Origin of the sequence: Deinococcus radiotolerans, assembly GCF_014647435.1 — a bacterium.
In the GTDB taxonomy this organism is placed as follows: Bacteria; Deinococcota; Deinococci; order Deinococcales; family Deinococcaceae; genus Deinococcus; species Deinococcus radiotolerans.
In genome coordinates this window covers 510,922-536,271 of record NZ_BMPE01000001.1, presented here as the reverse complement: position 1 = coordinate 536,271, position 25,350 = coordinate 510,922, and the positions used below count along the sequence as shown (strand labels likewise).

The window sequence follows — 25,350 nt, the reverse complement described above, 5'->3', positions numbered from 1 at the left end:
TTGAAGGGGACGTCAACACCGGGCAGCGCAATGGTGCGCTGTGCGCATCAGGGTCAGATCGGCGCCGCCGTTGAGTGAGTTACACCGTGATCAGGCCCAGCGCGATGCCGCGCGCGACCGCCCCGGCACGGCTCTGCACGCCCAACTTGGAGTACAGCGCCTGCACGTGGAATTTCACGGTGCTCTCACTGACGCCCAGATCCCGCGCGGCGCGCTTGTTGCTCAGGCCCTCTGCCAGCAGCGCCAGCACGTCCCGTTCACGCGGCGTGAGGCTCACGTCCCCGGCGTCCAGACCGTCGTCCCCCTCAGGAGCGACCAGCCACGCGGGCGGCAGGGTGACCAGACCGGCCGCCGCGCCATGCACCGCCGCGATCAGCTCGGCGGGCGTGGCGTCGGCAGGCAGGCACGCCCAGCCGTGCGGGCAGAGGTCGGGCAGGACCTCCGCCCACGCGCGGGACCCCAGGGACACGACCGCCGCGCCGTCCAGGGGTGCCGGGTCATCCAGCCAGCTGTCATCCACGAGCAGCACGTCCGGGTCGGCGCCCTCCGGCGCGCCCGCGAGGCCCGCGCCGCCCAGCACGGTCCGCACGCCCGCCGCCAGCACCGCCGAACCCAGCGTGACGAGCACGGTGGGCGGGGCAGAGTCGGCCGTCATGCCTGATCGTACCTGGGTCGGCGCGCGGTCCGGCATGGTCAGCGTTCACCCACGCTGACCGCCAGGTCCTGCTCCTCACCGCCGCGCAGGACGCGCAGGGTCACGCGCTCACCCGCGCGGGTGCGGACGCGGGCCAGCAGCTCCGCCGGGTGCGTGAAGCCCTCACCGTCCAGGGCCAGCAGCACGTCCCCCACCCGGAACCCCGCCTCCTGACCGGGACTGCCCGCCTCGACCTGCACGACCGTCAGGCCCACCCGTCCGCCCGCGAAGCGCTCACGGAAGCGGCGGAGTTTCTCCAGGCGGGCCTCATCCATGCTGCCTGGCCCGGGGCGACCGTCCCGCGCCCAGGGCGCGCGCGGCCGACCGTGCCCACCATGATCCGGCCCGTGACCAGGGCCGCGCCGACCACCCCAGGGGCCACCCTCACCCCGGAAGCGACCCGGCCCGAAGCGGCCACCGAATGGTCCGTCAGGGAACTCTGCCTCGTCCTCCAGGCTGTCGGGCGTCGCGGTGGCCGGGAAGTGCACGGGCTGCGTTGCCAGCCCCAGGTACCCGCGCGGCACGCGGCCCTCGCGGGACAGCAGGTCCGCCACCCGCGCCGCGCGGGCAGCCGGGACGGCCAGCAGCTGCCCGCGCCGCACACCCGCATTCAGGACACCCACGAGTTCGCCGCTTGCGTTCACGAGCGCGCCACCGCTCACGCCGGGAAAGGGCTGGGCGCCGGCGTGCAGCCAGCCGTCCCGCGCCCGGCCCGGATTCAGGCCCAGGCTGGCCTGCACGCCTACCGGCGGGCGGCCCACCGCGAGCAGGAGTTCACCCGCGCGGCCCGCCTCGCCCACCGTCAGCGCCGGAACGTTCAGGCCGTCCACGCGCAGCAGGGCCAGGTCGCTGCCCGGATCGCGGCCCACGACCACGCCCGTCAGGGTCTGCCCATCCGGCGTGACCACCGGGATCTCGTCCAGGTGCAGCAGGTGCGCGGGCGTCAGCACCAGATCCTCGCCCACCACCGTGCCGCTCACCGGGCGTGCCGCGCGCACCGTCACCACACTCCGCGCGGCCTGCTCGACCGCGTCCGCCATTGCCGTTGAAAGATCAGAAAGATTCGTCATGCCGTCATGATGCGCCCCGCGCCACGAAAACACGCCCCCCAGCCGCACAGGCCGTCGCCCCCTCCGAACGGCCAGGGGGACGTATCCTGCCCGCATGTCCCTGACGCTGACCGTCCTGCCCGGCGAGTACGCCGTCGCCCAGCTCCCCGGCGGGCGTGCCGTGCCCGCCTGGGCCACCCGCGGCGACCTGTGGTGCGTGCTGGGCGCCCCCGACGAACTGAGTGTCGTCTGCCCCGCCGGGCAGGTGCCTGGGGACGTCCGCGCCCAGCTCGGCTGGCGGGCCCTGATGCTGACCGGGCCGTTCGAGTTCACGCTGACCGGCATCCTCGCCAGCGTGCTGAATCCCCTGCGGGACGCGGGCGTGGGCATCTTCGCGCTGTCCACCTTCAACACCGACTACGTGCTCGTCGCGGCCACCGACCTCGACCGCAGCGTGGCGGCGCTGAGGGAGGCCGGGCACACCGTCCGCGAGTGACTGGTCAGCGGGCCTTGAGGTCGGACGCGATGCTCCGTTCGTAGCGGACGACCGGCACCACCTCACCCACGTAGGGTTCCGGGTCGGCGTGCCCGGACTCCACGAACCCCAGGCGGCGCATCAGCGCGTGCGACCGCGCGTTCGGGGCGTGCACCAGCGCCGTCAGCCGCGAGAGACCCAGCCCCGCCGCGTACGCGACCAGCGCCTCGCCCGCCCGCCGCGCCACGCCCTGCCCCCACAGCGCCCGCTCCCCGATGACAATCCCGAACTCCGCCGACGTGCCGTCCAGGCCCGCCAGATCCACGAAGCCCACCAGCCGCCCTTCCAGCTCGGCGCCCAGCCGCAGGAACGCCGGGTCGCCCCCCGCGATGATCGCCGCCCAGTGCCGCCGCACCACGCGCGGCGCGAGGCCCGGCGTCCAGTCCGCCGCGCGGCAGAACACCAGATCGGCCGCCCAGCGCACCGCCGCCTCCTCATCCCCTGGGCGCAGGGGCCGCAGCGTGACGGTCACGGCGTCAGGTCTGCGACGATCTGCGCCGCGCCGGTCGCCTGGGCCTGCCGGTAGCCGGTGCCGGCCCAGAGGCTCAGGACGTCCGCCTGCCCGGTCTGAGCGCCTGCCGTGCGCAGGGGGCGGGTCAGGGCGTTCTGATGCGAGAAGGGGAGGGGGTGCGTCACGGCGTCGGTGAGGGTGGTGCGCAGGCCCCGCGCCGCGCGCCCCGAGTACGCGCGCGTCAGGACCGTGTCGCGCGTGCCCTCCTGAACGGCCTGCCGGTAGGGGGGGGAGATGCCCGCCTCGTGGGCGAGGAGGAACGCTGTCCCGCACTGGGCCAGCGTCGCCCCGGCCGCCAGCGCCGCGCGGACGTCCCCGGCGGTCATCAGGCCGCCCGCCGCGATCACCGGGAGGGGCGTGGCCCGCGTGACCTCCTGCACGAGGGTCACAGTTTCGGCCAGGGCGTCCTCCTGCCAGCCGCCCCGGTGGCCGCCCGCTGCGCCGCCCTGCACGGTGATCGCGTCCACGCCGCTGTCGTGCAGGGCCAGGGCCTCCGCGAGGCTGGTGGCGGTGCCGACCGTCAGGACGCCCCGCGCCCGCAGCGCCGCCAGGGCGTCCGGTGGGATGAGGCCGAACGCGACGCTGAACACCTCGGGCCGTTCCTCCAGCACGGCGTCCAGCTGCGCGGTGAAGTCCTCCTGCACCCGCTCCGGCAGGGTGGGCGGGGAGAGGTTCAGAGCCGCGTGGAAGGGGGCAAGTTCGGCAGTGGCCAGGGCGACCGCTTCGCGCGTGACCGTCGGTATGGGCTGCGGCGCGAACAGGTTCACGAGCAGGGGCCCGTTCGTCAGCGCCCGCACCTCGCGGATCGCGTCTCTCAGGGCGTGCGGGGTCAGGTACGCGCCGCCCAGGCTGCCCAGCCCGCCCGCGCGGGTCACGGCGGCGGCCAGCGCGGGGGTGCCCACGCCGCCCGCCATGGGGGCCAGGACCACCGGAACGCGGAGTGAAGCCAGCAATTCCGGCCAGGATCGCGGTCGGGTCATGTCACCCAGCGTACGCTGCGGGCGTGACGTTCCCGCACCCGTTCCGCGCGTTCACCGCGTTCCGGCGCGCCGCGTACCAGGCGCAGGCCGCGCCGAGACGGCAGTTCATGCCGCGCGAGTCCGTGCAGGCCCTGCTGGACGGCACGCAGGCGCGGCTGCCGCTGCTGGACGCACCCAGCCTCGACTGGCCCCTGGCCGAGGCCGTGCACGACCCTGCCTACCTGACCCGCTGGCGGGATGGGGAGGTCACCCGCGCCGAGGAGCGCGCCCTGGGATTCCCATGGAGCCCGGCGGTGGTCGAGCGGGGCCTGGGGAGCAGCGGCGCGACGCTGGCCGCCACCCACGACGCCCTGACGCGGGGTCTGGGCGTGAACCTGGGCGGCGGCACCCACCACGCGTACGCCGATCACGCCGAGGGGTTCTCATTCCTGAACGACGTGGCGATCAGCGCCCGCTGGCTGCTGGACGCGGCCCAGGCGCGGCGCATCCTAATCCTCGACCTGGACGTCCACCAGGGGAACGGTACCGCCGCGATCTTCGCGCACGAGCCGCGCGTGCTGACCGTCAGCCTGCACGCCGAGCACAACTATCCCTTCCGCAAGGAGACCAGTGACCTGGACGTCCCGCTGCCCGACGGCACCGGTGACGCCGCGTACCTGCACGCGCTGGACTCTCACGTCACGCCGCTCGTGACGGCCTTCCAGCCGGACTTCGCGTTCTACCTCGCGGGCGCGGACGTGCTCGCTGGGGATCAGCTGGGGCGACTGGCCCTCACGCTGAACGGCGCGCAGGCGCGGGACCGCCGCGTGTTCCGCTGGGCGGCCCGCACCCGCACGCCCCTTGTGATCGTCATGGCGGGCGGGTACCACCGGGACCCGGCGCAGCTGATCCAGGCCCGACTGAACACCCTGGACGCCGCGCTGGAGGCCTTCAGTCCTGCCGGCACCGGCGTGTTCACCTGACGGCCGGGCGGGGGCTGCGGGCGGTCATGAAGGGCCAGGGTGTCCACCGTTCCCGGCTCACCTCACGACGAAGTCGATCTCCACGACGGCCGTGACGTCCTTCTCGAGGCTGCTGGTGTCGTAACTGCCGCTGTCCTCCACGCTGGTCTCGAAGCGGGGCGTGATCTGGAAGACGCCCATGCGGGCGTTCTTGACGGCGCCCACCGAGTTCCCGGCGCTCTGCGCGATGGCCTGCGCGCGGCGCTGCGCGTCCTGGCTGGCCTCCTTGAGCAGCGCCAGGCGTACGTCGGCGAGTCTGGTGTACAGGTACTCGATGTCGCTGCTCTCGATGGTCACGCCGCCCGTGCTGGCGTCCACGAACGCGGAGGTGGCCGCGGACACCGCGCCCTGGATCTTCTGGATGTCGTTCGACTGGAGGCGGTACGTCTCGCTGACCACGTAGCGGGTGCGGGCCACCTCCCGGTTCTCGCCGTTCAGCGTCTCGATCACGGTGTACTGCTCTGGCCCGGCGGTCACGGGTTCGCGGCGCAGCTCGCTGCCGGACAGCGCCTGCGCCTTCAGGAAGTCCTCCACGGCGGGCTGCGTGGCGCGGAAGGACCGGTACGCCGCCTGGAGGCTCTGGTCGTTCACGCTGCGCACCGTGAAGTGCCACACCGCCTGATCGGACGTGATGCTGCGCCGGGCGCTGCCGGTTACGTTGATGACGTCACTGGCGTTCTTCACGTCCGCCAGGCCGCGCACGACGGTCAGGCCCGTCAGGAAGAAGGCGGCGGACGCGATGGCGGTCGCCAGGACGGTCGTGAGTCCCACGCGGTTGGGGCTGGTCATGCGGTCAGCGTACGGCAGGGCGCGCCTGTCCCGGAGGGCATGTGACGCCCGGGGGCCGCTGCCGTTATCATGGGGGAATGACGGTTCTCCTTTCGCCCCCGTAGCGCAGAGTCGAGACCCGCGTTTCCAATCCCCAGCCAAGTCCGGGCCGCGACCGTTTCAGGCCCGCAGGAGTTCCCATGACCAGCCCCGAGATCAACCCCGCCGCGCTCGCCAGCGAGATCGCCCGGCGCCGCACCTTCGCCATCATCAGCCACCCGGACGCCGGGAAGACCACCATCACGGAAAAACTCCTGCTGTACGGAGGCGCCATCCAGGAGGCGGGCAGCGTGACCGCCAAGGAGGGCCGCAGCCACACCAAGAGCGACTGGATGAGCATCGAGCAGCAGCGTGGCATCTCCATCAGCTCAAGCGCGCTGACCTTCGAGTACCGCGGGCGGCACATCAACCTGCTCGACACCCCGGGCCACCAGGACTTCAGTGAGGACACCTACCGCACCCTGACCGCCGCCGACAGCGCCCTGATGGTGCTGGACGCCGCGCGTGGCGTGCAGGCGCAGACCGAGAAGCTGTTCGCGGTGTGCCGCAACCGCGGCATTCCGATCCTCACGTTCGTGAACAAGATGGACCGCCCCGCGCAGGACCCCTTCGAACTGCTGGAGCAGCTGGAGGGCATCCTGAAGATCACGGCGGTGCCGCTGACGTGGCCGATCGGGGACGGCCCGGACTTCAAGGGCGTGTACGACCTCCAGACCCATCAGGTGCTGGCCTTCGAGCGCACGTCCGGCGGCAAACACCGCGCGCCCATGCAGACCAGCGGCCTGGACGACCCGAAACTGGACGCCCTGGTCGGCGCGGACCTCGCCGCGAAACTGCGTGAGGACGTGGAACTCATTCAGGGCGCCATGCCGGAATTCGATGCGGCGGCGTTCCTGAGCGGCGAGCTGACCCCGGTGTTCTTCGGCTCCGCCATGAACAACTTCGGCGTGGAGCACTTCCTGAGCAACTTCGTGGACCTCGCGCCGCCCCCCGGGCCGGTCGAGACGAACCTGGGCGAACGCAGCCCCGAGGCGGGTTTTGCGGGCTTCATCTTCAAATTGCAGGCGAACATGAGCAAGCAGCACCGCGACCGCACGGCCTTCATGCGCGTCATGAGCGGCCACTTCGAGCGCGGCATGGACGTCACGCACACCCGCACGGGCCGCAAGCTGCGCCTGTCGCAGGCGCACACGCTGTTCGCGCAGGACCGCGAGAAGGTCGAGGAAGCGTACCCCGGCGATATCGTCGGCCTCGTGAACCCCGGCGTATTCCAGATCGGGGACGTGATCAGCGTGGACGCCAAGGTGATCCTGCCCGGCTTCCCGCGCTTCACGCCCGAAACGTTCGCCACCATCGGCCTGCGCGACGTGGGCAAGCGCAAGGCGTTCATGAAGGGCCTCACGCAGCTGGCGGAAGAAGGCGTCGTGCAGGTGTTCTACCCGACCGACGGCGCGCGCGACCCCTACCTGGGCGCGGTCGGTCCCCTCCAGTTCGAGGTCTTCCAGGCCCGACTCCAGGAGGAATACGGCGTGGAGGTCGAGATGCACGTCACCAGCTACCAGCTCGTGCGCTGGCTGGCCGGTGACCCCACGAAGGTTGCCCGGTTCGCCCGGCACGTCGAGGACGACCAGGGCCGCCCGGTCATGCTGTTCCGCAGCCGCTACGACCTGGAATACACCGCCGAGCAGCACCCGGAGATCGAGTTCCTGCCCCTCCCGAAAGACCTCACGCGGGTGTAAGCCCACTGGACAGCGGAGAGGTCACGTGGCCTCTCCCTTCTTCATGCGGTCTTGAGACATTCCGGTCAGGTGAGGCGTGGCATGCTGCGCGGGTGCCCCTCGCCCGCCTGCTGTTCCTCGCCTGCGCCCTGAGCCTGCCCGCGCAGGCCGCCGCGCCCACCAAGGCGGCCCCCACCCCGCCCGGCTACGTCCTGAGCGGCATGCCGCTGATCCGGCAGTCATACAACGCCTGCGGTCCGGCCAGCATCACGCAGGTGCTGGGGTACTTCGGGTTGCGCGTGAACATGACCGACGTGAGCCACTTGACCCGCCCCACCGAGCGGTCTTACATGACCGCGCAGGCCATTGTGGACTTCGCACCGCGCGTCGGGATGCAGGCGCGCCTGTTCTCGGGCGGCAGCGTGAACACCGCCCGGGCCGCCATCCGGAGTGGCCTGCCCATCATTGCCCTCCAGAGTCACATCACCGCGCAGGGTCAGGTCATCCCGCACTGGCGGGTCCTGATGGGCTACAACGACCAGACCCGGCAGGTGTTCATCATGGACCCCCTGCTGGGCTACGTGGCCATGGGCTACGACGACATGAACCGCGTGTGGGCCGACCAGCGCGGGCAGTTCGCGGTGCTGTACCCTCCGAACATGGCCGCGAAGGTCAGAAGCGTCATCGGCTGAGCGTAAGCGTCCGTCGTGCCGGGGGCTGAACAGCGCCGCGCGGAACGGCTGCGCCGCCGGGAGGCCGTCCAGGGCGGCTTCCACCTCCCGCTGCTGCACGGGAGTCAATTCAGGTGCGCGGGCGTACACATCCAGTCCCGCGGGCGTGAAGGGCGTGCGTTCGAACACCGTGACCGCCCAGCCGTCCCCGGCGGCCAGCACCCGCCAGCGGCTGACCGTGAACCGGGTCAGGAGGCTCACGCCGCGCCACGCCCAGCCGCCACCGGCCTGTGGGGTGTCCAGGCCGATGATCAGCTCCGGTCGTCCCCGGCGCGTGAAGCGCACGGTGTCCACCACCCGGCCGTCCGGGAGCGGCGCGTAGGTGACGCTGGGATTGTCCCGTGTGCGCCACAGCGGCAGGCTGGTGCGGACCACGAACCACGTGCCGGTCACGACCGACTCCGTCACGCGGGCCACTTCAGGCGCAGCAGGGCGTCCACCGTGGCTTCCAGGGTCAGGGTGCTGCTGTCCACGACCGCCCAACCGGCCTCCCGGTAGATCCCGGGGGGCATCTGCGGGTACAGCCCTTCGATCAGCGGGATCAGCGTGGCCGTGTCGTACGTCTTGTTCGTGCGGGTCCGGTTGCGTTCGTGCGCGATCTCCAGCGTGGTGTACAGCCGCACCGGGCGCACGTCCAGGCCCTCCCAGTGCCGCGCCATGAACGTCAGATCGGCGGGCCACAGCACGTCATCGATGGCCACCGCGAAGCCCTCCTGCGCGTACAGGCGGGCCGTCTGCGCCGCCGCCGTTCGGGCCAGCGCGAACTGCCGCACGGCCTCCGGCGGGTGATCCAGCGTCGGGTGCGCGATGCCCGACACGACCATCTCGCGCAGATCGTCGATGGGCAGGTGCAGCCCGAACGGGAAGCGGGCCAGCAGTGCCCGTGCCACGCTGGATTTGCCCGCGCCGGGGCTGCCGCTCAGCACCCAGATCACGCCCCGCCCGCCCTGCCCAGTCCCCTCAGTCATGTCACGGAGCCTACAGTGCCGCCCTGCCGGGGAGGCGCTAGCCTGCACGCATGACCTTTTCCATCGTGGGCCGCGACGCCCGCACGGGCGACCTGGGTGTGGCGGTCGCCAGCAAGTTCCTCGCCGTGGGCGCGCTGGTGCCCTTCGTGCGCGGCGGCGTGGGCGCCGTCGCCACGCAGAGTTACGTGAATCCCACCTTGGGCCCCGAGGGCCTGCGTCTGCTGGACACCGGGCTGGACGCCGCCGCCGTGGGCGCGCACTTCCAGGCGACCGACTCCGGCATCGCGCAGCGTCAGTTCGGGCTGGTCGGCGCGGACGGAAGCAGCGTCACCTTCACGGGCCCGGACTGCCACGCCTGGGCGGGCGGGTACGCGGCCGCCGACGTCGCCATCCAGGGCAACATCCTGGCCGGGCCGGGCGTCGTGGAGGCCATGCGCGCCGCCTGGGAGGCCGGATCGGCCCTGCCGCTGCCCCGGCGCCTGCTGGCCGCCCTGAACGCCGGGGACGCAGCGGGCGGGGACCGGCGCGGGCGGCAGTCGGCGGCCCTGCTGTGCGCCGGTCCGGGGCGCGGCTACGGTGGCCTGACGGACGACTGGGTGAACCTCCGCGCGGACGATCACGCCGACCCCTGCCGGGAACTCGCGCGGCTGCTGGACCTGCACGACCTGCTGTTCACCCGCCCCGAGAGCACCCGACCCCTGACCGAGGAGGAACTCGCGTGGCTGCGGGCGCTGCTCTTGACGCAGGGGCACACCACCGCGCTGCCCGGCGGTCCCTGGGACGCCGACACAGAGGCAGCCGCCTGGGCGCTGTTCGGCACCGAGAATTTGGAGGAACGCTGGGTGAGTGGCGGGCAGGTCGATCCGGTCGCGTTGGCGTACCTGCGCGCCCAGTACCCCACCCGGGTAGGCTAACGGCGCGGTACACTGCGCCCCATGCGGCTTTCCGCCACCGACGTGTACGCCTTCCAGGCCCTGGGATTCCTGGGGTCGCAGGCCCTGGACCGCTGGGTCTCCAGCGAGGAGATCAGCGAGGCGACCGGCGTGCACCGCCCGTACCTCGTGCGCATTCTGGCCGCCCTGACCGCCAAGGGCGTCGTGAAGAGCAAGAAGGGCATCGGCGGCGGCTACGCCCTGGCCCGCAAGCCGCACCTCATCAGCCTGTGCGAGGTGGTGCGCGCCATCGACGGACCGGTCGCGCCGCTGTCATGCATCAGCCTGAACTGGCACGAGCCCTGCGTGGAGGAGGCCCGCTGTCACGCCCGCAACACCATCTACACCCGCATGCGCGACGCGATGCTGGGCGTCCTACAGGAATTCAGCGTGCAGGACCTCGTGCTGGACGCGCAGCAGGGCGTCAGTTACGGCCACTGCCTTGGGCACCTGCTGAAACCGAACGCCTGACCGACCCGGCGGGGTGACCACCCCCAGCGCCCGCCTGTGTGAGACGCCCGGCACGCCGTTCCCATCCGGGAAACGCGCGCCGGGCGGTACACTTCCCGGCAGTGAACAGCCCCGCGAAGGACCGCATGATCAGGACCGTGAGAACCCTCCTGCTGGGAGGCCTGCTGCTGGGCAGCGCCCACGCCGCGCCCCGCGTGGGGCAGCATGACGGCTACACGCGGCTGGTGTTCGACCTGCCGGGCGTGACCACGGCGTCCAGCAAGGTCGCGGCGCAGAGTGTCACCGTGACCCTCGGCACGGCCCTGAAGGCCGAACAAGGCCCCCTGAGCGCGTCGGGCGTCACGGCCTACGCCGTGGCGGGCCGCACCGTGACCGTCACGCTGGCCAAGGGACACGCCAGCGCGAAGGTCAGCGTCCTGCCCGCTGGCAGTGGTCAGCCCGCCCGGCTGGTCATCGACGTGCCCAGCAGCGTGGCCGCCGCGGCCGTGCCCGCCCGCCCGGTCGCGGCGGCGCGCCCAGCCCCGGCCGCGGTGACGCGCCCGGCGTCCACGGCGGCGGCGAACCGGCCGCGCATTGTGCTGGACGCCGGGCACGGCGGGATTGATCCGGGCGCCGTGAGCCGCTGGGTCAAGGAGGAGGACGTGACGCTGGACGTCGCGCTGCGGACCCGGTCGGAACTCGCGCGGCACGGGGTGGACGTCGTCATGACGCGCACCGCGGACCAGCACCTCAGCGCGGACAAGAAACGCGACCTGGCCGCGCGGTCCAGCCTCGCGAACAACGGCGCGGTGAGTGCGTTCGTGAGCATTCACGTGAACTCGGCGGGCGCTGGCGCGCAGGGCATCGAGACGTACTACTTCGGGCAGCCGCTCGCAGGCGGCAACCGCAGCCTTGCCGTGCAGGAAAACGGTGGCGGCAGCGTCGGTGAGGAACTCACGCGGCAGGCGGCCGGCACGGCACAGAAGGAACTGGGGGACATCCTGGCGCAGGCGAAGATCGCGTTCAGCCGTCAGCTGGCGCAGAAGGTGCAGGCGCGCCTGATCAGCGCGACGGGCGCCGTGAACCGTGGCGTGCAGACCGACGCGTTCTACGTGATCCGTTCACCCACCACGCCCGCCATCCTGATCGAGGTGGGCTTCGGGTCCAGCCCGGTGGAGGGGCCGAAACTGGCGACCCCCGCCTACCGCGAGGTGCTGGCCCAGGCGATTGCGCGCGCCATCCTGGATTTCCTGAACACGAAGTGACCCGCCGCAGAACGGCGCCCCGGCTGTGGCTGGGGCGCCGTCCTGTACGCGTGGGGTCAGTCGGGCTGGTTGACCGGGCGGGCCTGATCCAGCCAGCCCCAGTCGCGCAGGTACGCGCGGAAGTCGGTCAGCAGCTCGGCGGCCTCGGGGCGCTCGGCTTCGGGCAGGCTGCGCAGCCATGCCTCGCCCGTCAGGCGCGTGTAGGCCAGCAGCGGGGCGGGTTCGCCCAGGTGGGCCTCCAGGCGCTCCAGCAGCTCCTCGGCGCGCGCGCGGGTCCAGGGGCGCTGGCGGGCCAGTTCGTTCAGGTAGTCGGCGGCGGCGTGTTCCAGCAGCGCGGGGCGGCCCACGATCCACGGGGCTTTCACGGGGGGCAGGCCGGTCGTCACGCGCGCCACCCGGGGAAGCCCTCAATGGCGACCAGCGTGGGGCGCGGCACGTTACTGCCGGCCTTCGCGCCGAAGTTCGAGCGGAGTTTGTCTAGGCTCTCGCTGTCCTCACCGGGGTGCTGGATGGACACGAACAGCGTCCTGCCGTCTGGGGACCAGACGGGGCCGGTCATCTCGGCGTCCACCGGGCCGATCGCGAAGCGGTACGCTTTGCCCGCGTTGGGGCCCTCGGTGGGGAAGAAGAACATGGCGTTGTTTCCGTGGAACCCCTTGATAGGGTTGGTGCTCAGGTCGCTGTTGTCCGTGACCATCCAGAGGTTCCCGTACGGGTCGAACACGAGGTTGTCGGGGCTGGCGAAGCCGCTCTGCGGGCCGCCCACGGCGAACACCTCCCACAGGAACGTCTGCGCGGTCCAGTCGTCCTTGTCTTCGCGGAACTTGATGATCTGCCCGAAGTAGTTGCCGTGCTTGCTGTTGTTCGTCAGCGAGATGTACACCTCGCCGGTGCGGGGGTGAATCTCGATGTCCTCTGGGCGGTCGACCGGGGTGCCGCCCACCGCCAGGGCACTGGCGCGCGCGTCGGCCAGTACGTCTGCCTGACTGGCGAACAGGGCCTTGCCGTCGGCGCCCTTGGCCTCTTGGAGTTTCTTGTTGCGGTCGTAGTCCAGGAGCACCCAGCTGCCGTTGCCGAAGTTCGCGACGTACAGGTCACCCTCTTCCAGCAGCGTCAGGTTCGCGGCGCGGTCTTTCGGGTTGTACTTGCCGCGCGACACGAACTTGTACACGCAGGCGTCCTGCATGTCGTCCCCCATGTAGCCCACCACGCGGCCGTCCGCGGCGACGGTCACGGCGACGTTCTCGTGCCGGAATCGGCCCATCGCGGTGCGTTTCTTGGGCGTGGACTTCGGGTCGAAGGGGTCAATCTCGGTCACCCAGCCCTGGTGCATTGCCTCATACCCGCTGCCCGCCCAGGACTTCGTGTAGCCGTCCACGTTCTCCTCGCAGGTCAGCAGGGTCCCCCAGGGCGTCTGCCCGCCGGAGCAGTTCCCGACCGTGCCCTTGACCATGGTGGCGCCCTTCACGGCGGCCGAACCACGTGCCGGGCCAGTCAGTTCGATGTCGGTCAGCGCGTCGATGCGGCGGTTGCGGGGGTCGGGCACGATGGCCCACTTGCCGCCTTCCTTGCGCACGCGCACCACGCTGACGCCCATGGCTTCCATCTCGGCCCTGATCTGCGCGGGTGTGCGGTTCTTCGTGTCACCACCGACGAACAGGGCGTTCACGTACTCGTGGTTGATGGTCAGCAGCGCGTCCGTGCTGCTCTGGCTACCCTCCAGCAGGTCGATGGGGAAGAAACCCACGTAATCGTGGTTGAAGCCGATCTCGCGCCCGGCGTCCGTGAAGACCTCACCCCAGGGGGCCAGCAGCTGGTAACGGTACCCAGCGGGGAGGGTCAGGGCGTCGGCGTTCCCGCTGGGAATGGTGCGGAACGGCGGCACGGTCTGCGGTTTGACCGTCTTGGGATCAACGGTGCTGGGGCCGCCGTTGTTCACGGCTTCGGCCTCGCTGATGGTCAGGGGAAGCGTGACGGCGGCGGCAGTGGCGGCGGCGCTGCCCAGTGCGCTGCGGCGGGTGAGTCTGGTGTCCAGAAGTCGGTGCCAGAAGCTGGCGGTGCCCGTGTCCTGTGAGGTCATGCGCAGAGAATGTCGCGCTGTTGTGACGTAAGGGTCAATTCAGTGTCAGGCGCCTGTCAGGTTCAGGTGGGTATGGTCCACTCGGCAGTGAACCGGGCTCACGGCACTGCCCCCATACGGGGGCTGCCATTGGGGGACACATTTCAGGTGTCGCGCGGGGACTGCCACGCTTAATATGAAACTGTTTCAACCTCCGCTTCTGGCGGCAGGTCGGAAAGGAGCATGATTTTGGAAACCCTGCGCGTGTCCGGCACGTCCCGTCCCAACGCCATCGCCGGTGCCATTGCCGCTCTACTGCGTTCGCAGGGGCAGGTGGAGATTCAGGCGATCGGCCCGACGGCCGTGAACCAGGCGGTCAAGGCCCTCGCCATCGCCCGCGGTTATCTGGTGGGCGACCACCTCGACCTGTACACCCAGCCGGAATTCGTGAAGCTTGACGTTCACGAGGAGGAACGCACCGCCGTGCGGTTCTTCGTGCAGGGCATCCCGGCCCCTGCGGCGTCCAGCAGCTGAACCGGACGTCCGGGCGGCGCGTGCCAGCACCCGCTGGGGCGCGCCGCCCGACTTTCGCAGCTGTTCAACCAGTGCTGCGGCGCCGCAAGAGGCGAACCTCCTCGTGGGAGGCTGGGGTCTGACCTGCGGGGTGGCAGCCGTAGAGGGGCAGTCGGCGTCAGGTCAGAGACCCTGGGGCAGCACGGTGTGTGCTTCAAAAAGACCTCAATCCTGTCCTACGGATTTTCATAAAACTTGAGTGTGCTTCGCTAAGATATAGGGAGGAGGCACTCTGACATGGAATTCTTCGGCCCCTACACCCCGCTGATCCTGATCCTGCTGGTCGCGTCCTTCCTGATCCAGGGCGCCCTGACCCGCACCTACCGCCGCTGGAGCGGCGTCCGCAACCCCCGCAACCTCACGGGCGCGCAGATCGCCCGCCAGATGCTCGACGCCAACGGCCTGTCCCACGTGCCCGTGAACGCCGTGCCCGGCAGCCTCAGCGACCACTACGACCCCATGCGCAGGACCGTAAACCTCAGCGAGGGCGTGTACGGCGTCCCCAGTGTCGCCGCGATGGCCGTCGCCGCGCACGAGGTCGGCCACGCCATCCAGGACCGCGTGCGCATGCCCGCCCTGGTCGCCCGCGGCCGCCTGGCCGTGCCCCTCAGCCTCGGCATGAACCTCGCGCCCCTGCTGTTCATGGCTGGCGTCTTCCTGCACTTCACCGGCCTGATCTGGCTGGGCGTGATCCTCTTCGGCGCCGCCCTGCTGTTCCACCTGATCACCCTGCCCGTCGAGTTCGACGCCAGCCGCCGCGCCCTGGCCTACCTGAACCAGACCGGCCTGAGCGGCAGCCCCGAGGCCACCAGCGGCGCCCGCAGCGTCCTGACCGCCGCTGCCCTGACCTACGTCGCGGGCTTCGCCATGGCCCTGGCGCAGTTCCTGAACGTGCTGAGCATCGCCCGCAACGACGACTGACCCAACAGACAAACCGCCCCGGCCAAATGCTGGGGCGGTTTATTAGTTCGTGGGGTTCAGACGTTGAAGCCGAACATGCGCATCTGCCGCTTGCCGTCCTCGGTCATCTTGTCCGGACCCCAGGGCGGCGTCCACACGAACTCCACGTTCACTTCACTCACGCCGTCCAAGCGGCCCACCGCGAGTTCCGCGTCACTGCGGATCAGATCCTGCACCGGGCAGCCCACGCTCGTCAGGGTCATGGTGATGTCCACAAGACCCGACTCCTGAATCTCCACGCCGTAGATCAGACCCAGATCGACCACGTTCACCGGGATTTCCGGGTCCTTCACGACCTTCAGCGCCTCTAGCACCTGCGCCTCGCTGGGCAGACCGGCCGCCGGGGCGGGTGCGTTCTCAGGAGCCGTCATCAGTTCTGCCCCTGCACGCTGGGCAGGCCGTCCTGCACCCAGGCCATCGTGCCGCCCGCGAGGTTCACGACCTGACCGTAGCCCTGCGCCTTCAGGAACTCGCCCGCGCGGGCGCTGCGCGCGCCACTGCGGCAGATCATGACCAGTTCACGGTCCTTCGGGAGTTCCGCGTAGCGGGCCTCGAACTCGCTCAGGGGGATCAGCTGGGCGCCCTCAGCGTGCACCTCGTCGAATTCGTTCTGCTCGCGGACGTCCACGAGCAGCGCGCCCTGCTGCACGCGGCGCAGTCCTTCCTGTGGGGTGACATCTTCCATGCGGCCCAGCATACCCGAGCGCACGGGTCGGAATGTGCCCCAGCCGCGTATCCTACGCGCATGACCCTGCCTGACGGCGTAACCGTGATCGACCTGCGGACCGACGATCTGCGCGCCGCCGAACCCCTGAGTGACCTGACCGCGCTGCCCGTGCGGCCCGTGAGTCTCCAGGCCATTGAGGACGGCGCGCACGGCCTGACCCCGGACCTGGGGCCGCTACTCGTGATCTGCGAGCGCGGCGTGCGCTCCGGTCTGGCCACCCGCTACCTGAGCGCCGACGGGCTGGACGCCCGGGCGTACCCCGGCGGCGTGCCTGCCCTGCGCGCGGCCCTGAAGGGGGATGAGGCGGGCGGCAAATGACCGGGCGGGGACGCCTCTCACGCCGGGGGGCTCTAGACTGACCGCCATGAGTGCCCTGCCCCCCGGTTTCATCTCGACCCGTGACGTGCTCGACGAGCGCCTCAGCGGCGCGGACGTCCGCCGCCTGGAGCTGAAGTACGGCAACGAGGAACTCCTGTACGGTCTGGACGTGCTGGGTCTCGCCGGGCCGTTCTCCCGCGTCACCCCATGGGAGCTGGAGGACGAACGCGGCGTGCGCCGCATCAACGCCAGCGGGTACGCCGCCATGCCCTTCGGGGAGATGCCGCCCGCCATCACGGAGTTCATGCACGAGTTCCTTCGGAAGAACCGCGCCATGGGCCTCCCGCAGCAGTCCACCGGACCGTGGCGCGCGGCCCTCCAGGCCAACCTCGTGCACCTGCTCGCGCGGGAACTGCCCAGCCACGCGGACAGTCAGGTGTTCTTCTGCTCCAGCGGCACCGAGGCCATCGAGGGCGCCCTGAAGTTCGCCAAGGCGTGGCGACCCAAGGCGAAGTACCAGATCTCGTTCGCCAGCGGGTACCACGGCAAGACGCTCGGCAGCCTGAGCCTCACGCCGAACCCCGAGTACCAGGACATCTTCCGCCCCCTGGTGCCCGGCGCGCTGACCAGCCCCTACGGTGACCTGGACGCCCTGACCCGCCTGATCCGCCGGGTCGGCGCGGACAACGTGACCTGCGTGGTCGTGGAACCCATCCAGGGCGAGGGCGGCGTGAACATTCCTCCCGCCGGGTTCCTGCGCGGCGTGGGCGAACTGTGCCGCAGGCACGGCATTCCCGTCATCGCGGACGAGATCCAGACCGGCCTGGGCCGCACCGGCCACTGGTTCGAGTCCGCCGCGCAGGGCCTCGACGCGGACATCATCACGCTGGCCAAGCCGCTGGGCGGCGGCATGACCGCCGTGGGCGCCACCATCGTCCGCGCGCCCATCTACAAGAAGATGCTGGGCGGCCTGAGCAGCAAACGCCACAGCAACACCTTCGGCGGCGGCGCGCTCGCCATGGCTGTCGGCCTGAAAAGCCTGGAGTACCTGATCGAGAACGACCTGCCCGCCCGCAGCGCGCAGATGGGCCAGGAGGGCCTCGCGCGACTCAAGCGCGTACAGGGCCGATTCCCGAACCTGCTGGAGGCCGTGCGCGGCCAGGGCATGCTGTTCGCAATGCAGTTCCGCCCCATGGTGGGCGTGCCGCTGCCCGGCGCGCTGAAGGAACTGGTATTCGAGGCGACCGCCATTCTGGCGCTGCGCGAACTGCACCAGGGGGGCGTCATGGCCAACCTCTCGCTGAGCAGCAAACGCACCGTGCGCCTGACCCCCGCGCTCGACATGCCGCAGGATGTGTTCACCACGATGTTCGACCGGGTGGAGGCCTTCGCGCAGACGCACCCCAGCGCCCGCCACCTGCTGACCAGCACGCCCCCGCAGGTTACCGCGCGCCTCGCGGCGTTCGCGGCCAGCAAACCCAAGAAACGCACCCCCAGCGACGGCTGACCCGACTATCTGAATGCGGCCCCGGGATCATGCCCTGGGGCCGCCTGACCTCATGTGGACTCAGGCCAGGCCGCAGGCCCGCTGCACCAGCAGGTGCAGTTCGTCACGGCCCAGGCGGCGCACCTCCAGCGGCAGGTCACCGGGCAGGTCGCTCAGGCCCGCCACGATCGGTACGAAGCGCAGCTCGGGGCGGCAGATCAGGTCCCGCGAGGCCGTCAGGGCCAGCGTGAAATCCACCCGCAGCTCAAAGTGCGCGTTCAGTTCGGCGCGCAGCGGGTCCGGGTCTCCCGCGAGCAGCGCCACGAGGGCCGGGTGCGGCGCGAAGCCGTCCTCCAGATGCCGCGCGGTGCGGTGGGCGTCCAGGAAGATGCCCGCGCCGGGCAGCACGTACCCGCTCACGCGGCGGCGGCACAGGTCGGGGCTGTCGCCGCGCACCAGCGTCACCTGCCGCCCCGCGCGGGCCGCGCCGCCCAGCAGCGCCCACAGGCGACCCAGGCTGGAGTAGCGGGCCAGCTCGACGTGCCCCGCCGGCTTCTGCGGGAGGGGCCGGGTGGGGCGTTCACTGGCGGGGCTGGGCACGCGTGCATCGTACGCGCGCCGGGGGTGCGTGAAGGTGACGTGAAGCGGAACCGCGCGCGTCCTCGCAGTCCGGGCGTCCTTGAACGCGGTACAAGGACAGCATGACGAGCACGCCTGACCCGAGCGCCCTCCTGGCCGGCCTGGATCCACAGGCCCTCGCCGCGCTGAGCGAGCGCGTGGACCTGCCCGCGCTGCTGGGCGCCGCCTCCCGCCTGAACGACCGGCAGCTGGGCCAGCTGACCCGCATGCTCAGCGGTCCGCAGGATGACCCGGAGGACCTGCCCGCGCCGGACGGTGATTTTCTGGGACAGCTGAACACGCTACAACCGGACGAGCGGCAGACTGCCGTGGACGTGCGCGACTTCATGCAGGCGCACGTCGCGCCGATCATGAACGAGTACTGGAACCGCGACGAGTTCCCCCGCCAGCTCATCCCGGAGCTGCGCCGCCTGGACCTGCTGCGCCGCATCTGGAACGAGGACGGCACCCGCACACCCAACGCGACCGTGCTGGAGGGCCTGATCACGATGGAGGCGTGCCGGGTGGACGTCAGCACCGCCGTGTTCTTCGGCGTGCACGCGGGACTGGCGTTCGCGTCCGTGGCACTGGGTGGCAGTGACGAGCAGAAGGCCGAGTGGCTGCCGAAGATGCTGGACCTGGAGGTGATCGGCGCGTTCGGCCTGACCGAACCCGAGGGCGGCAGTCAGGTCAGCCAGGGCATGCGCACCACCTGCCGCCGCGACGGGGACCGCTGGATCCTGCGCGGGCAGAAGAAATGGATCGGGAACAGCACCTTCAGCGACTTCACGGTGATCTGGGCGCGGGACGAGGACAGCAGCGAGGTGCGCGGCTTCATCGTCCGCGCCGGCACCCCCGGGTACAGCGTCGAGAAGATCCAGGGCAAGACCGCGCTGCGCATCGTCGAGAACGGCCTGATCACCCTGGACGACTGCGCCGTGCCCGACAGCGACCGCCTCCAGAACGTGCAGGGCTGGCGGACCACCGCCGAGGTCCTGAAACTCACCCGTGCGGGCGTCGCGTGGCAGGGCGTAGGCTGCGCCATGGGCGCCTACGAACTGGCCCTCGCGTACGCGCAGACCCGCGAGCAGTTCGGCAAGCGCATCGGGGAATTCCAGCTCATCCAGAATCACCTTGTGCACATGCTGGGCAACGTGACGGGCATGCTCGCCCTGTGCCTGCGCCTGAGCCACCTCGCCGACGCGGGCGACATGCGCGACGAACACGCCGCCCTGGCGAAGGTCGTCACGGCCGCCCGCTGCCGCGAGACGGTCGCGCTGGCCCGCGAGACCTTCGGCGGGAACGGCATCCTCCTCGAGTACGGGGTCGCGAAGCACTTCGCGGACACCGAGGCCATCTACTCCTACGAGGGCACCAACGAGATCAACACCCTGGTCGTGGGCCGCGCCATCACCGGCCTGAGCGCCTTCGTGTAACCCCACCTCCGGGTGAGGTTGTGGGATCGGCTGCCCTCGCGCCGCACCCCGCCCTCCTATGCTGACCGGCGTGACCTCCGAGCCGCCCGTTCGCGCCCGCCGACCCGCCCGCCTCTCGCCGCGCGTCCGCACGTGGTTGGTGGCGGGCCTTTCACTACTCGGCGGGTACGTGATCGCAACGGCGCGGCAGGTGGCGGTGCGGCCCCCGCTGGTGCTGGGGCAGGACGCGGTCAGTTCCCCGCAGAGCCGGGAGGCCCGCGTGACGCTGGAACAGGCGGGCGGCCCGGTCATCCGCATCCGACCGCAGAATGGCGAGGCGCGGACGCTGCTGGTGTTCTACCCCGGCGGGCTGGTGCGCCCGCAGGCGTACGAGTGGCTGGGCCGCGCCCTGGCCGATCAGGGCGTCGAGACGGTCATCCCGGCCTTCCCACTCGATCTGGCCGTCACGGCCGCCAACCGCGCCGACGCGCTGATCGGCGCGTACGGGGGCGGGAAGCGCGTGGTGATCGCCGGGCACTCGCTGGGAGGCGCGATGGCCGCGCAGTACGCCGCCCGGCACCCCGGCAAGGTCGCGGGCCTGATCCTGATGGCCGCGTACCCCGCCGGGAACATGACGCTGAAGGACCAGGCGCTGCCCGTCCTGTCCCTGCTGGCCGAGCGCGACGGCGTGGCCGCCCCCGAGGCGGTGCGCGGCGGCCTGAACCGCCTGCCGCCCGGCACCACCCTGACCGTCATTCCCGGCGCGGTGCACGCCTTCTTCGGCCGCTACGGCCCGCAGCAGGGCGACGGACAGCCGGACGTGAACCGCGCGCAGGCGGAAGGCGACATCCTGAACGCCGTCCAGACCTACCTGACCGGACTGCGCTGACCCGGTACCCTGCGGCATGACGCGCCGCCTGCTGCCGCTGGCCCTGACGCTCCCGCTGCTGGCCGGGTGCGACCCGCAGGGCCTGGACCTGTACTCTCCGACGGACGCGCGGGACTACGTGCGCTCCTGCGCCCGCGCCCGCAGTGACATCATGTGCCGCGCCATGCAGCCCACCCTGGCCGCCGTCAGCGGCCCCGTGAGCGTCCTGCTGCCCAACAACGGGGACACTGAGCGCGAGGAGGCCCTCACGCGCTTCCTGGCCGGGCGGGGGACCACCCTGGCCGCCTTCCGGAGTGACGCGGCCCTGCAGGCGGCGTTCGCCCGCGCGAACATCTTCCCGGTCGCGCAGCTGCGCACGGGGACCTTCCGCACGCTGGACGGCACCCCGCACGAGGTGACGTGCACGGATGAGACCTCTGGTCTGGCCCCCGAGTGCCAGATCGGGCCGCTGGGCGGCGTGGACCACCTGCACTACCGCAAGCCCCAGGCCGACAGCCTGTACGCGACCTCTCCGAAGACCGCCGGACAGCTGATCTTCTTCCCGTTCTGACCCACGTGGGCCGCAGGGGAGTGGCGCTGGTGTGGCGCCAGAGCATGGGCAAGCGCTGAAGGTGGCCCGCACCCATCCCGGTGGGCGGGCGGTGATCATGCCGGGATGAGCCGGTCTGCCCCCACCCCCCGTGACGGTTTCGTGCAGGTGCGCGGCGCGCGGGAACACAACCTGAAGAACGTGGACGTGGACCTGCCCCGGGACGCGCTGGTGGTGTTCACCGGGGTGTCGGGCTCCGGGAAGTCGTCCCTGGCGTTCGGGACGCTGTACGCGGAGGCGCAGCGCCGCTACTTGGATTCCGTGTCGCCGTACGCGCGGCGGCTGTTCAATCAACTGGGCACCCCGGATGTGGACCGTATCGAGGGCCTGCCGCCTGCCGTGGCGCTCCAGCAGGGGCGGGGCGTGACGTCGGCGCGCAGCACGGTCGGCAGCCTGACCACCCTGAACAACGTGCTGCGGCTGCTGTACTCCCGCGCGGGCGACTACCCCGAGGGGCAGGGCATCATCTACGCGGAGGGCTTCTCGCCGAACACGCCCGAGGGCGCCTGCCCGGAATGCCACGGGCTGGGGCGGGTCTTCGACGTGACCGAGGCAAGCATGGTGCCCGACCCGTCCCTGACGATCCGCGAGCGGGCCATCGCCGCGTGGCCGACCGCGTGGGGCGGGCAGAACCAGCGGGACATCCTCGTGACGCTGGGCTACGACGTGGATACGCCCTGGCGGGATCTGCCGCAGCGCGACCGCGACTGGATCCTGTTCACCGAGGAGCAGCCGCAGGTGCCCGTCTACCCCGGCTTCACGCCCGAGGAGACCCGCCGGGCCCTGAAGCGCCGCGCCGAACCGTCGTACATGGGGACGTTCACGTCCGCGCGGCGGCACGTGCTGCACACCTTCGCGACCAGCGGCAGCGAGAGCATGAAGCGCCGCGCGGCGTCCTTCATGGTGATCCGCGAGTGCCCCGTCTGCCACGGCAAACGCCTGACCCGTGAGGCGCTGGGCGTGACCTTCGCCGGGCTGGACATCGCGGACTTCTCACGCCTGCCGCTGAGCCGCGCCGCCGAGCTGCTGGCCCCCGCCGCCCGGGGGGACACGGACCGCCCCGGTGGCCCGCCCCGCCCGCAGGAGGAGGCGCTGGCCCTGACCCGCCTCGCGGGCGACCTGTGCGCGCGGATCGAGGTGCTCGGGCGCCTGGGTCTGGGGTACCTGACCCTGGAGCGCAGCACGCCCACCCTGTCGCCCGGGGAGCTCCAGCGGCTGCGGCTGGCGACCCAGCTGTATTCGAACCTGTTCGGGGTGGTGTACGTCCTCGACGAACCGTCCGCCGGGCTGCACCCCGCCGACACCGAGGCGCTGCTGGGCGCCCTGGATGATCTGAAGGCCGGGGGGAACTCGCTGTTCGTGGTCGAGCACGACCTCGCCGTGATCCGCCACGCCGACTGGATCGTGGACGTCGGCCCGGCCGCCGGTAAGGGCGGGGGCGAGGTGCTGTACAGCGGCCCACCCGCGGGGCTGCGCGACGTGACGGCCTCGCAGACCGCGCGCCACCTCTTCGCGCCGCCCACCCCACCCCGCCCGGCGCCGCGCGAGCCGCAGGGCTGGCTGGAGGTGCAGGGCGTGACCCGCAACAACCTGCGAGGTCTGAACGTGCGGCTGCCCCTGGGCGTCCTGACCGCCGTGACCGGCGTGAGCGGCTCGGGGAAATCCAGCCTGATCACCCAGGCCCTCGCGGACCTGCTGGGCGCGCACCTGGGCGTCACGCCGCCCGCACCGGAGGGCAGCACCGACCCCGCCGACCTGCTGAGCGCCGACGACGCGCCCGCGCCCACCGGCGGCACGCTGGGCGGCGACGTGGCCAGCGTGAAGCGGCTGGTGCAGGTCACGCAGAGTCCCATCGGGCGCACGCCACGCAGCAACCTCGCCACGTACACCGGCCTGTTCGACCACGTCCGCACCCTGTTCGCCGCCACGCCCCTGGCCCGGCGGCGGCACTACCGGCCAGGCCGCTTCTCCTTCAACGTGAAGGGCGGCCGCTGCGAGCACTGCCAGGGTGAGGGCTGGGTCATGGTGGAACTGCTGTTCCTGCCGTCCGTATACGCGCCCTGCCCCGTCTGCCACGGCGCGCGCTTTAACGACAGCACGCTGGAAGTGACGTGGGCGAACCTGAACATCGCGCAGGTCCTGAACCTGACCGTGGACGCTGCCGCCGACGTGTTCGCGGACGAGCCCCCCGTGGCACGCGCCCTGAGCACGTTGCAGGAGGTCGGCCTGGGGTACCTGCGGCTGGGTCAGCCCGCCACGGAACTCTCCGGCGGGGAGGCGCAGCGCGTGAAACTCGCCTCGGAACTCCAGAAGGCCACGCGCGGCCACACCGTGTACCTCCTGGATGAGCCCACCACCGGCCTGCACCCCAGCGACGTGGACCGCCTGCACGCGCAGCTGCGCCGCCTCGTGGACGCCGGGCACACCGTGATGCTCGTCGAGCACGACCTGGGCCTGATCGCCGCCAGCGACTGGGTCATCGACCTCGGTCCCGGCGCGGGTGACGACGGCGGGCGGATCGTCGCGCAGGGCACACCCGAACAGGTCGCGCAGGCCAAGGACAGCCGCACCGCGCCGTACCTGCGCCGCGCCCTGAAAGGCCTCACCGCCCCCCTGGCCTGAGCGCTGGTCCTGGCCAGCCTCCACTCCTGAGAAGGCCGCACGGGACCTCCACACCAGGCTCGGAGACGTTCAGAGTGTTGGAGAAGAACTGGTCTGGAGGAAGTCCGGAAACCGGTCTGCTCCGGCGTACACGGTCAGCCGGTCGCCGCGCGCGAAGCCGCACAGGGTCACCCCAAAGGCCGCAGCCGTGTCCACCGCGAGACTGGTCGCTGCGCCCACCGTGACGACCACCGCCACACCAGCCGTGACGGCCTTCTGCACGATCTCGAAGCCCGCGCGGCTGCTGACCACCAGCGTGGCGTCCGACAGCGGGAGGCGGCCCTGCGCCTGCGCCCAGCCCACCAGCTTGTCCACGGCGTTGTGGCGCCCCACGTCCTCGAACGCCGCCAGCCGCGTGCCGTCCCGAGAGAACAGGGCCGCGCCGTGCAGGCCGCCGGTTGCCGCGAAGCCCGGCTGGGCCGCCACCAGCACCTTCGGCAGGCCCGAGAGCCACGCCACGTCCAGCGGCCCGCCCGCCCAGGATGGGGGAGAGGCGCGGGCCATCAGGCGCTCCACGCTGCCCGACCCGCACACCCCGCACGCGCTGGACGACACGGCCAGCCGCGCGCCCGCCGCGAGCCTCGCGAAGTCCGGCGTGTGCAGGTGCCATACGTTCCGGTTCTCGTGATCGGGTTCCAGAGTGAAGACCTCAGGCAGCAGGTCCTCGGAGACCAGCCAGCCCAGCAGCAGCTCGCGGTCGTGGCCGGGCGTGCGCATCAGCACCCCCAGCGGCAGCGGGCCGTCCGGCGTGTGCAGGCGCAGTTCCAGCGGTTCCTCGACCGCCACGGCGTCCACCCGCTCCGCTGGCGCCCCGCTCCGCCACAGCACGACGGGGAGGCCGGTCGTCGCCTCCCCGCCCGGCCCGCCGTCTGGGGTCAGCGGCCCACCTCGGCCTGATTCGCGGTCTGCGGCACGGCCTCATTGGCCTCGCGCAGCGCCCGCCCCGCGCCCTTGAGGAGCGCGAAGATCGCGCCGAGCGCCACCTGCACGTCCCGGTCCTTGAGCAGCCCCAGCAGTTCACCCAGGCCGATGCCCTTCCCGGACGCGACGTGCCGCGCGCCCTCGTGCACGCCCACCGTGACCGCGTGCCCCAGCACGCTGACCTCGCCCGGATCGAGTTCCGAGAGGGTCTTGCCGAGTTCCGTCACGTTGCGGAGCAGGGCAGTGCTGCTCTGCCCGCCCAGGATGTGCAGCAGCGACGCCGTGAGGCCCTCGCCGCCCCGGACGGTCTTCTGCGCGACGTCCAGCACGCCGTGCTCGTGCAGCTGCCGCAGCAGGTGCAGGCCCGCGAGCAGCGCCTCGGTGGAATCCGCCACCTCGGTGTGCAGCTGCTCCTGCGGGGTGGGCGTGCGGGGCGTGAATTCGAGTGGTTTCGCCATTCAGGACTCCTCCG

28 protein-coding genes are annotated in these 25,350 nt (G+C 71.4%); 15 read left to right on the top strand and 13 right to left on the bottom strand.

What is annotated here, in order from left to right; all coding sequences use genetic code 11:
* Positions 1-79 precede the first annotated feature (79 nt).
* Both IEY63_RS02595 and IEY63_RS22415 read right to left on the bottom strand, forming a co-directional pair.
* Complete coding sequence (locus tag IEY63_RS02595) at positions 80-655, bottom strand: response regulator transcription factor (protein WP_189067384.1); 576 nt, start codon at positions 653-655, stop codon at positions 80-82.
* 38 nt (positions 656-693) lie between these two features.
* The gene (locus tag IEY63_RS22415; RefSeq protein WP_268239629.1) at positions 694-1,764 is read right to left on the bottom strand and encodes a S1C family serine protease; all 1,071 of its coding nucleotides are present in this window, start codon (positions 1,762-1,764) and stop codon (positions 694-696) included.
* A gap of 94 nt (positions 1,765-1,858) precedes the next feature.
* Here IEY63_RS22415 and IEY63_RS02585 point away from each other — a divergent pair, with 94 nt between their 5' ends.
* Positions 1,859-2,239, top strand: coding sequence for an ACT domain-containing protein (locus IEY63_RS02585; protein ID WP_189067383.1), 381 nt, complete (start codon positions 1,859-1,861; stop codon positions 2,237-2,239).
* 4 nt (positions 2,240-2,243) lie between these two features.
* Here IEY63_RS02585 and IEY63_RS02580 read toward each other — a convergent pair whose 3' ends face one another.
* On the bottom strand, positions 2,244-2,750 hold the full coding sequence (locus IEY63_RS02580; protein WP_189067382.1) for a GNAT family N-acetyltransferase: 507 nt from the start codon (positions 2,748-2,750) through the stop codon (positions 2,244-2,246).
* Entirely contained in the window at positions 2,747-3,769 is a 1,023-nt protein-coding gene (locus tag IEY63_RS02575; protein ID WP_189067381.1) for an NAD(P)H-dependent flavin oxidoreductase, read from the bottom strand. The genes IEY63_RS02580 and IEY63_RS02575 overlap by 4 nt, the downstream gene beginning before the upstream one ends.
* A 23-nt stretch (positions 3,770-3,792) precedes the next feature.
* On the opposite strand from IEY63_RS02575, the gene IEY63_RS02570 reads away from it, so the two are divergent.
* Positions 3,793-4,731, top strand: coding sequence for a histone deacetylase family protein (locus tag IEY63_RS02570; protein WP_229784434.1), 939 nt, complete (start codon positions 3,793-3,795; stop codon positions 4,729-4,731).
* A gap of 57 nt (positions 4,732-4,788) precedes the next feature.
* Here IEY63_RS02570 and IEY63_RS02565 read toward each other — a convergent pair whose 3' ends face one another.
* Positions 4,789-5,559 carry an SIMPL domain-containing protein gene (locus tag IEY63_RS02565; RefSeq protein ID WP_189067380.1) on the bottom strand — a complete coding sequence of 257 codons (771 nt, stop codon included), beginning with the start codon at positions 5,557-5,559 and terminating at the stop codon, positions 4,789-4,791.
* A gap of 179 nt (positions 5,560-5,738) precedes the next feature.
* Here IEY63_RS02565 and IEY63_RS02560 point away from each other — a divergent pair, with 179 nt between their 5' ends.
* Both IEY63_RS02560 and IEY63_RS02555 read left to right on the top strand, forming a co-directional pair.
* A complete protein-coding gene (locus tag IEY63_RS02560; protein WP_189067379.1) occupies positions 5,739-7,337 on the top strand; it encodes a peptide chain release factor 3 in 1,599 nt (532 codons plus the stop codon).
* A 92-nt stretch (positions 7,338-7,429) separates the two neighbouring features.
* Positions 7,430-8,008 carry a C39 family peptidase gene (locus IEY63_RS02555; protein WP_229784433.1) on the top strand — a complete coding sequence of 193 codons (579 nt, stop codon included), beginning with the start codon at positions 7,430-7,432 and terminating at the stop codon, positions 8,006-8,008.
* A 443-nt stretch (positions 8,009-8,451) separates the two neighbouring features.
* On the opposite strand, the gene IEY63_RS02550 is transcribed toward IEY63_RS02555, so the two are convergent.
* The gene (locus tag IEY63_RS02550) at positions 8,452-9,015 is read right to left on the bottom strand and encodes a phosphotransferase-like protein (protein WP_189067378.1); all 564 of its coding nucleotides are present in this window, start codon (positions 9,013-9,015) and stop codon (positions 8,452-8,454) included.
* 50 nt (positions 9,016-9,065) lie between these two features.
* Here IEY63_RS02550 and IEY63_RS02545 point away from each other — a divergent pair, with 50 nt between their 5' ends.
* The 3 genes from IEY63_RS02545 to IEY63_RS02535 all read left to right on the top strand — a co-directional run bounded on the left by IEY63_RS02545 (position 9,066) and on the right by IEY63_RS02535 (position 11,662).
* The gene (locus tag IEY63_RS02545; protein ID WP_189067377.1) at positions 9,066-9,929 is read left to right on the top strand and encodes a DUF1028 domain-containing protein; all 864 of its coding nucleotides are present in this window, start codon (positions 9,066-9,068) and stop codon (positions 9,927-9,929) included.
* Positions 9,930-9,950: 21 nt separating this feature from the next.
* On the top strand, positions 9,951-10,418 hold the full coding sequence (locus tag IEY63_RS02540; protein WP_189067376.1) for an Rrf2 family transcriptional regulator: 468 nt from the start codon (positions 9,951-9,953) through the stop codon (positions 10,416-10,418).
* Positions 10,419-10,519: 101 nt separating this feature from the next.
* Positions 10,520-11,662 carry an N-acetylmuramoyl-L-alanine amidase family protein gene (locus IEY63_RS02535; RefSeq protein WP_308425085.1) on the top strand — a complete coding sequence of 381 codons (1,143 nt, stop codon included), beginning with the start codon at positions 10,520-10,522 and terminating at the stop codon, positions 11,660-11,662.
* A gap of 56 nt (positions 11,663-11,718) precedes the next feature.
* Here the strand turns inward: IEY63_RS02535 and IEY63_RS02530 are convergent, their stop codons facing one another.
* Positions 11,719-12,048, bottom strand: coding sequence for a type 2 periplasmic-binding domain-containing protein (locus IEY63_RS02530; RefSeq protein WP_229784432.1), 330 nt, complete (start codon positions 12,046-12,048; stop codon positions 11,719-11,721).
* Entirely contained in the window at positions 12,045-13,742 is a 1,698-nt protein-coding gene (locus IEY63_RS02525; RefSeq protein WP_189067375.1) for a PhoX family protein, read from the bottom strand. The genes IEY63_RS02530 and IEY63_RS02525 overlap by 4 nt, the downstream gene beginning before the upstream one ends.
* 228 nt (positions 13,743-13,970) lie before the next feature.
* On the opposite strand from IEY63_RS02525, the gene IEY63_RS02520 reads away from it, so the two are divergent.
* The gene (locus tag IEY63_RS02520) at positions 13,971-14,255 is read left to right on the top strand and encodes a stage V sporulation protein S (RefSeq protein WP_189068027.1); all 285 of its coding nucleotides are present in this window, start codon (positions 13,971-13,973) and stop codon (positions 14,253-14,255) included.
* 276 nt (positions 14,256-14,531) lie between these two features.
* The gene (locus IEY63_RS02515; protein ID WP_189067374.1) at positions 14,532-15,215 is read left to right on the top strand and encodes a zinc metallopeptidase; all 684 of its coding nucleotides are present in this window, start codon (positions 14,532-14,534) and stop codon (positions 15,213-15,215) included.
* Positions 15,216-15,271: 56 nt separating this feature from the next.
* Here the strand turns inward: IEY63_RS02515 and IEY63_RS02510 are convergent, their stop codons facing one another.
* Together IEY63_RS02510 and IEY63_RS02505 are read right to left on the bottom strand one after the other, a co-directional pair.
* Positions 15,272-15,625, bottom strand: a complete 354-nt coding sequence (locus IEY63_RS02510) for a metal-sulfur cluster assembly factor (RefSeq protein ID WP_189067373.1) — start codon at positions 15,623-15,625, stop codon at positions 15,272-15,274.
* Positions 15,625-15,939 (bottom strand): rhodanese-like domain-containing protein, encoded by a 315-nt coding sequence (locus IEY63_RS02505; protein ID WP_229784431.1) that lies wholly within the window; start codon positions 15,937-15,939, stop codon positions 15,625-15,627. The genes IEY63_RS02510 and IEY63_RS02505 overlap by 1 nt, the downstream gene beginning before the upstream one ends.
* 60 nt (positions 15,940-15,999) lie before the next feature.
* Between IEY63_RS02505 and IEY63_RS02500 the strand changes: the two genes are divergently transcribed.
* Together IEY63_RS02500 and IEY63_RS02495 are read left to right on the top strand one after the other, a co-directional pair.
* Complete coding sequence (locus IEY63_RS02500; protein ID WP_189067372.1) at positions 16,000-16,299, top strand: rhodanese-like domain-containing protein; 300 nt, start codon at positions 16,000-16,002, stop codon at positions 16,297-16,299.
* A gap of 46 nt (positions 16,300-16,345) precedes the next feature.
* Positions 16,346-17,806 carry a class-III pyridoxal-phosphate-dependent aminotransferase gene (locus tag IEY63_RS02495; RefSeq protein WP_189067371.1) on the top strand — a complete coding sequence of 487 codons (1,461 nt, stop codon included), beginning with the start codon at positions 16,346-16,348 and terminating at the stop codon, positions 17,804-17,806.
* 60 nt (positions 17,807-17,866) lie between these two features.
* On the opposite strand, the gene IEY63_RS02490 is transcribed toward IEY63_RS02495, so the two are convergent.
* Positions 17,867-18,385, bottom strand: coding sequence for a hypothetical protein (locus tag IEY63_RS02490; protein WP_189067370.1), 519 nt, complete (start codon positions 18,383-18,385; stop codon positions 17,867-17,869).
* Between the two features lie 101 nt (positions 18,386-18,486).
* Here IEY63_RS02490 and IEY63_RS02485 point away from each other — a divergent pair, with 101 nt between their 5' ends.
* The 4 genes from IEY63_RS02485 to IEY63_RS02470 all read left to right on the top strand — a co-directional run bounded on the left by IEY63_RS02485 (position 18,487) and on the right by IEY63_RS02470 (position 23,918).
* On the top strand, positions 18,487-19,839 hold the full coding sequence (locus tag IEY63_RS02485) for an acyl-CoA dehydrogenase family protein (protein ID WP_189067369.1): 1,353 nt from the start codon (positions 18,487-18,489) through the stop codon (positions 19,837-19,839).
* Positions 19,840-19,909: 70 nt separating this feature from the next.
* Entirely contained in the window at positions 19,910-20,707 is a 798-nt protein-coding gene (locus tag IEY63_RS02480) for an alpha/beta fold hydrolase (protein ID WP_229784430.1), read from the top strand.
* Between the two features lie 16 nt (positions 20,708-20,723).
* A complete protein-coding gene (locus IEY63_RS02475) occupies positions 20,724-21,257 on the top strand; it encodes a hypothetical protein (RefSeq protein ID WP_189067367.1) in 534 nt (177 codons plus the stop codon).
* Positions 21,258-21,362: 105 nt separating this feature from the next.
* Positions 21,363-23,918 (top strand): excinuclease ABC subunit UvrA, encoded by a 2,556-nt coding sequence (locus tag IEY63_RS02470; RefSeq protein WP_189067366.1) that lies wholly within the window; start codon positions 21,363-21,365, stop codon positions 23,916-23,918.
* A gap of 69 nt (positions 23,919-23,987) precedes the next feature.
* Here IEY63_RS02470 and IEY63_RS02465 read toward each other — a convergent pair whose 3' ends face one another.
* Both IEY63_RS02465 and IEY63_RS02460 read right to left on the bottom strand, forming a co-directional pair.
* On the bottom strand, positions 23,988-24,785 hold the full coding sequence (locus IEY63_RS02465) for a formate dehydrogenase accessory sulfurtransferase FdhD (RefSeq protein WP_189067365.1): 798 nt from the start codon (positions 24,783-24,785) through the stop codon (positions 23,988-23,990).
* 47 nt (positions 24,786-24,832) lie between these two features.
* Positions 24,833-25,336 (bottom strand): helical membrane plugin domain-containing protein, encoded by a 504-nt coding sequence (locus IEY63_RS02460; protein WP_188842867.1) that lies wholly within the window; start codon positions 25,334-25,336, stop codon positions 24,833-24,835.
* Positions 25,337-25,350: the final 14 nt, after the last annotated feature.

Coding starts and splice junctions, on each gene's coding strand:
- IEY63_RS02500 (WP_189067372.1), top strand. CDS start 16,000: ATGACCCTGCCTGACGGCGTAACCGTGATCGACCTGCGGACCGACGAT.
- IEY63_RS02540 (WP_189067376.1), top strand. CDS start 9,951: ATGCGGCTTTCCGCCACCGACGTGTACGCCTTCCAGGCCCTGGGATTC.
- IEY63_RS22415 (WP_268239629.1), bottom strand. CDS start 1,764: ATGACGAATCTTTCTGATCTTTCAACGGCAATGGCGGACGCGGTCGAG.
- IEY63_RS02525 (WP_189067375.1), bottom strand. CDS start 13,742: ATGACCTCACAGGACACGGGCACCGCCAGCTTCTGGCACCGACTTCTG.
- IEY63_RS02565 (WP_189067380.1), bottom strand. CDS start 5,559: ATGACCAGCCCCAACCGCGTGGGACTCACGACCGTCCTGGCGACCGCC.
- IEY63_RS02550 (WP_189067378.1), bottom strand. CDS start 9,015: ATGACTGAGGGGACTGGGCAGGGCGGGCGGGGCGTGATCTGGGTGCTG.
- IEY63_RS02545 (WP_189067377.1), top strand. CDS start 9,066: ATGACCTTTTCCATCGTGGGCCGCGACGCCCGCACGGGCGACCTGGGT.
- IEY63_RS02475 (WP_189067367.1), top strand. CDS start 20,724: ATGACGCGCCGCCTGCTGCCGCTGGCCCTGACGCTCCCGCTGCTGGCC.
- IEY63_RS02460 (WP_188842867.1), bottom strand. CDS start 25,336: ATGGCGAAACCACTCGAATTCACGCCCCGCACGCCCACCCCGCAGGAG.
- IEY63_RS02595 (WP_189067384.1), bottom strand. CDS start 655: ATGACGGCCGACTCTGCCCCGCCCACCGTGCTCGTCACGCTGGGTTCG.
- IEY63_RS02505 (WP_229784431.1), bottom strand. CDS start 15,939: ATGGAAGATGTCACCCCACAGGAAGGACTGCGCCGCGTGCAGCAGGGC.
- IEY63_RS02495 (WP_189067371.1), top strand. CDS start 16,346: ATGAGTGCCCTGCCCCCCGGTTTCATCTCGACCCGTGACGTGCTCGAC.
- IEY63_RS02510 (WP_189067373.1), bottom strand. CDS start 15,625: ATGACGGCTCCTGAGAACGCACCCGCCCCGGCGGCCGGTCTGCCCAGC.
- IEY63_RS02560 (WP_189067379.1), top strand. CDS start 5,739: ATGACCAGCCCCGAGATCAACCCCGCCGCGCTCGCCAGCGAGATCGCC.
- IEY63_RS02470 (WP_189067366.1), top strand. CDS start 21,363: ATGAGCCGGTCTGCCCCCACCCCCCGTGACGGTTTCGTGCAGGTGCGC.
- IEY63_RS02585 (WP_189067383.1), top strand. CDS start 1,859: ATGTCCCTGACGCTGACCGTCCTGCCCGGCGAGTACGCCGTCGCCCAG.
- IEY63_RS02515 (WP_189067374.1), top strand. CDS start 14,532: ATGGAATTCTTCGGCCCCTACACCCCGCTGATCCTGATCCTGCTGGTC.
- IEY63_RS02575 (WP_189067381.1), bottom strand. CDS start 3,769: ATGACCCGACCGCGATCCTGGCCGGAATTGCTGGCTTCACTCCGCGTT.
- IEY63_RS02485 (WP_189067369.1), top strand. CDS start 18,487: ATGACGAGCACGCCTGACCCGAGCGCCCTCCTGGCCGGCCTGGATCCA.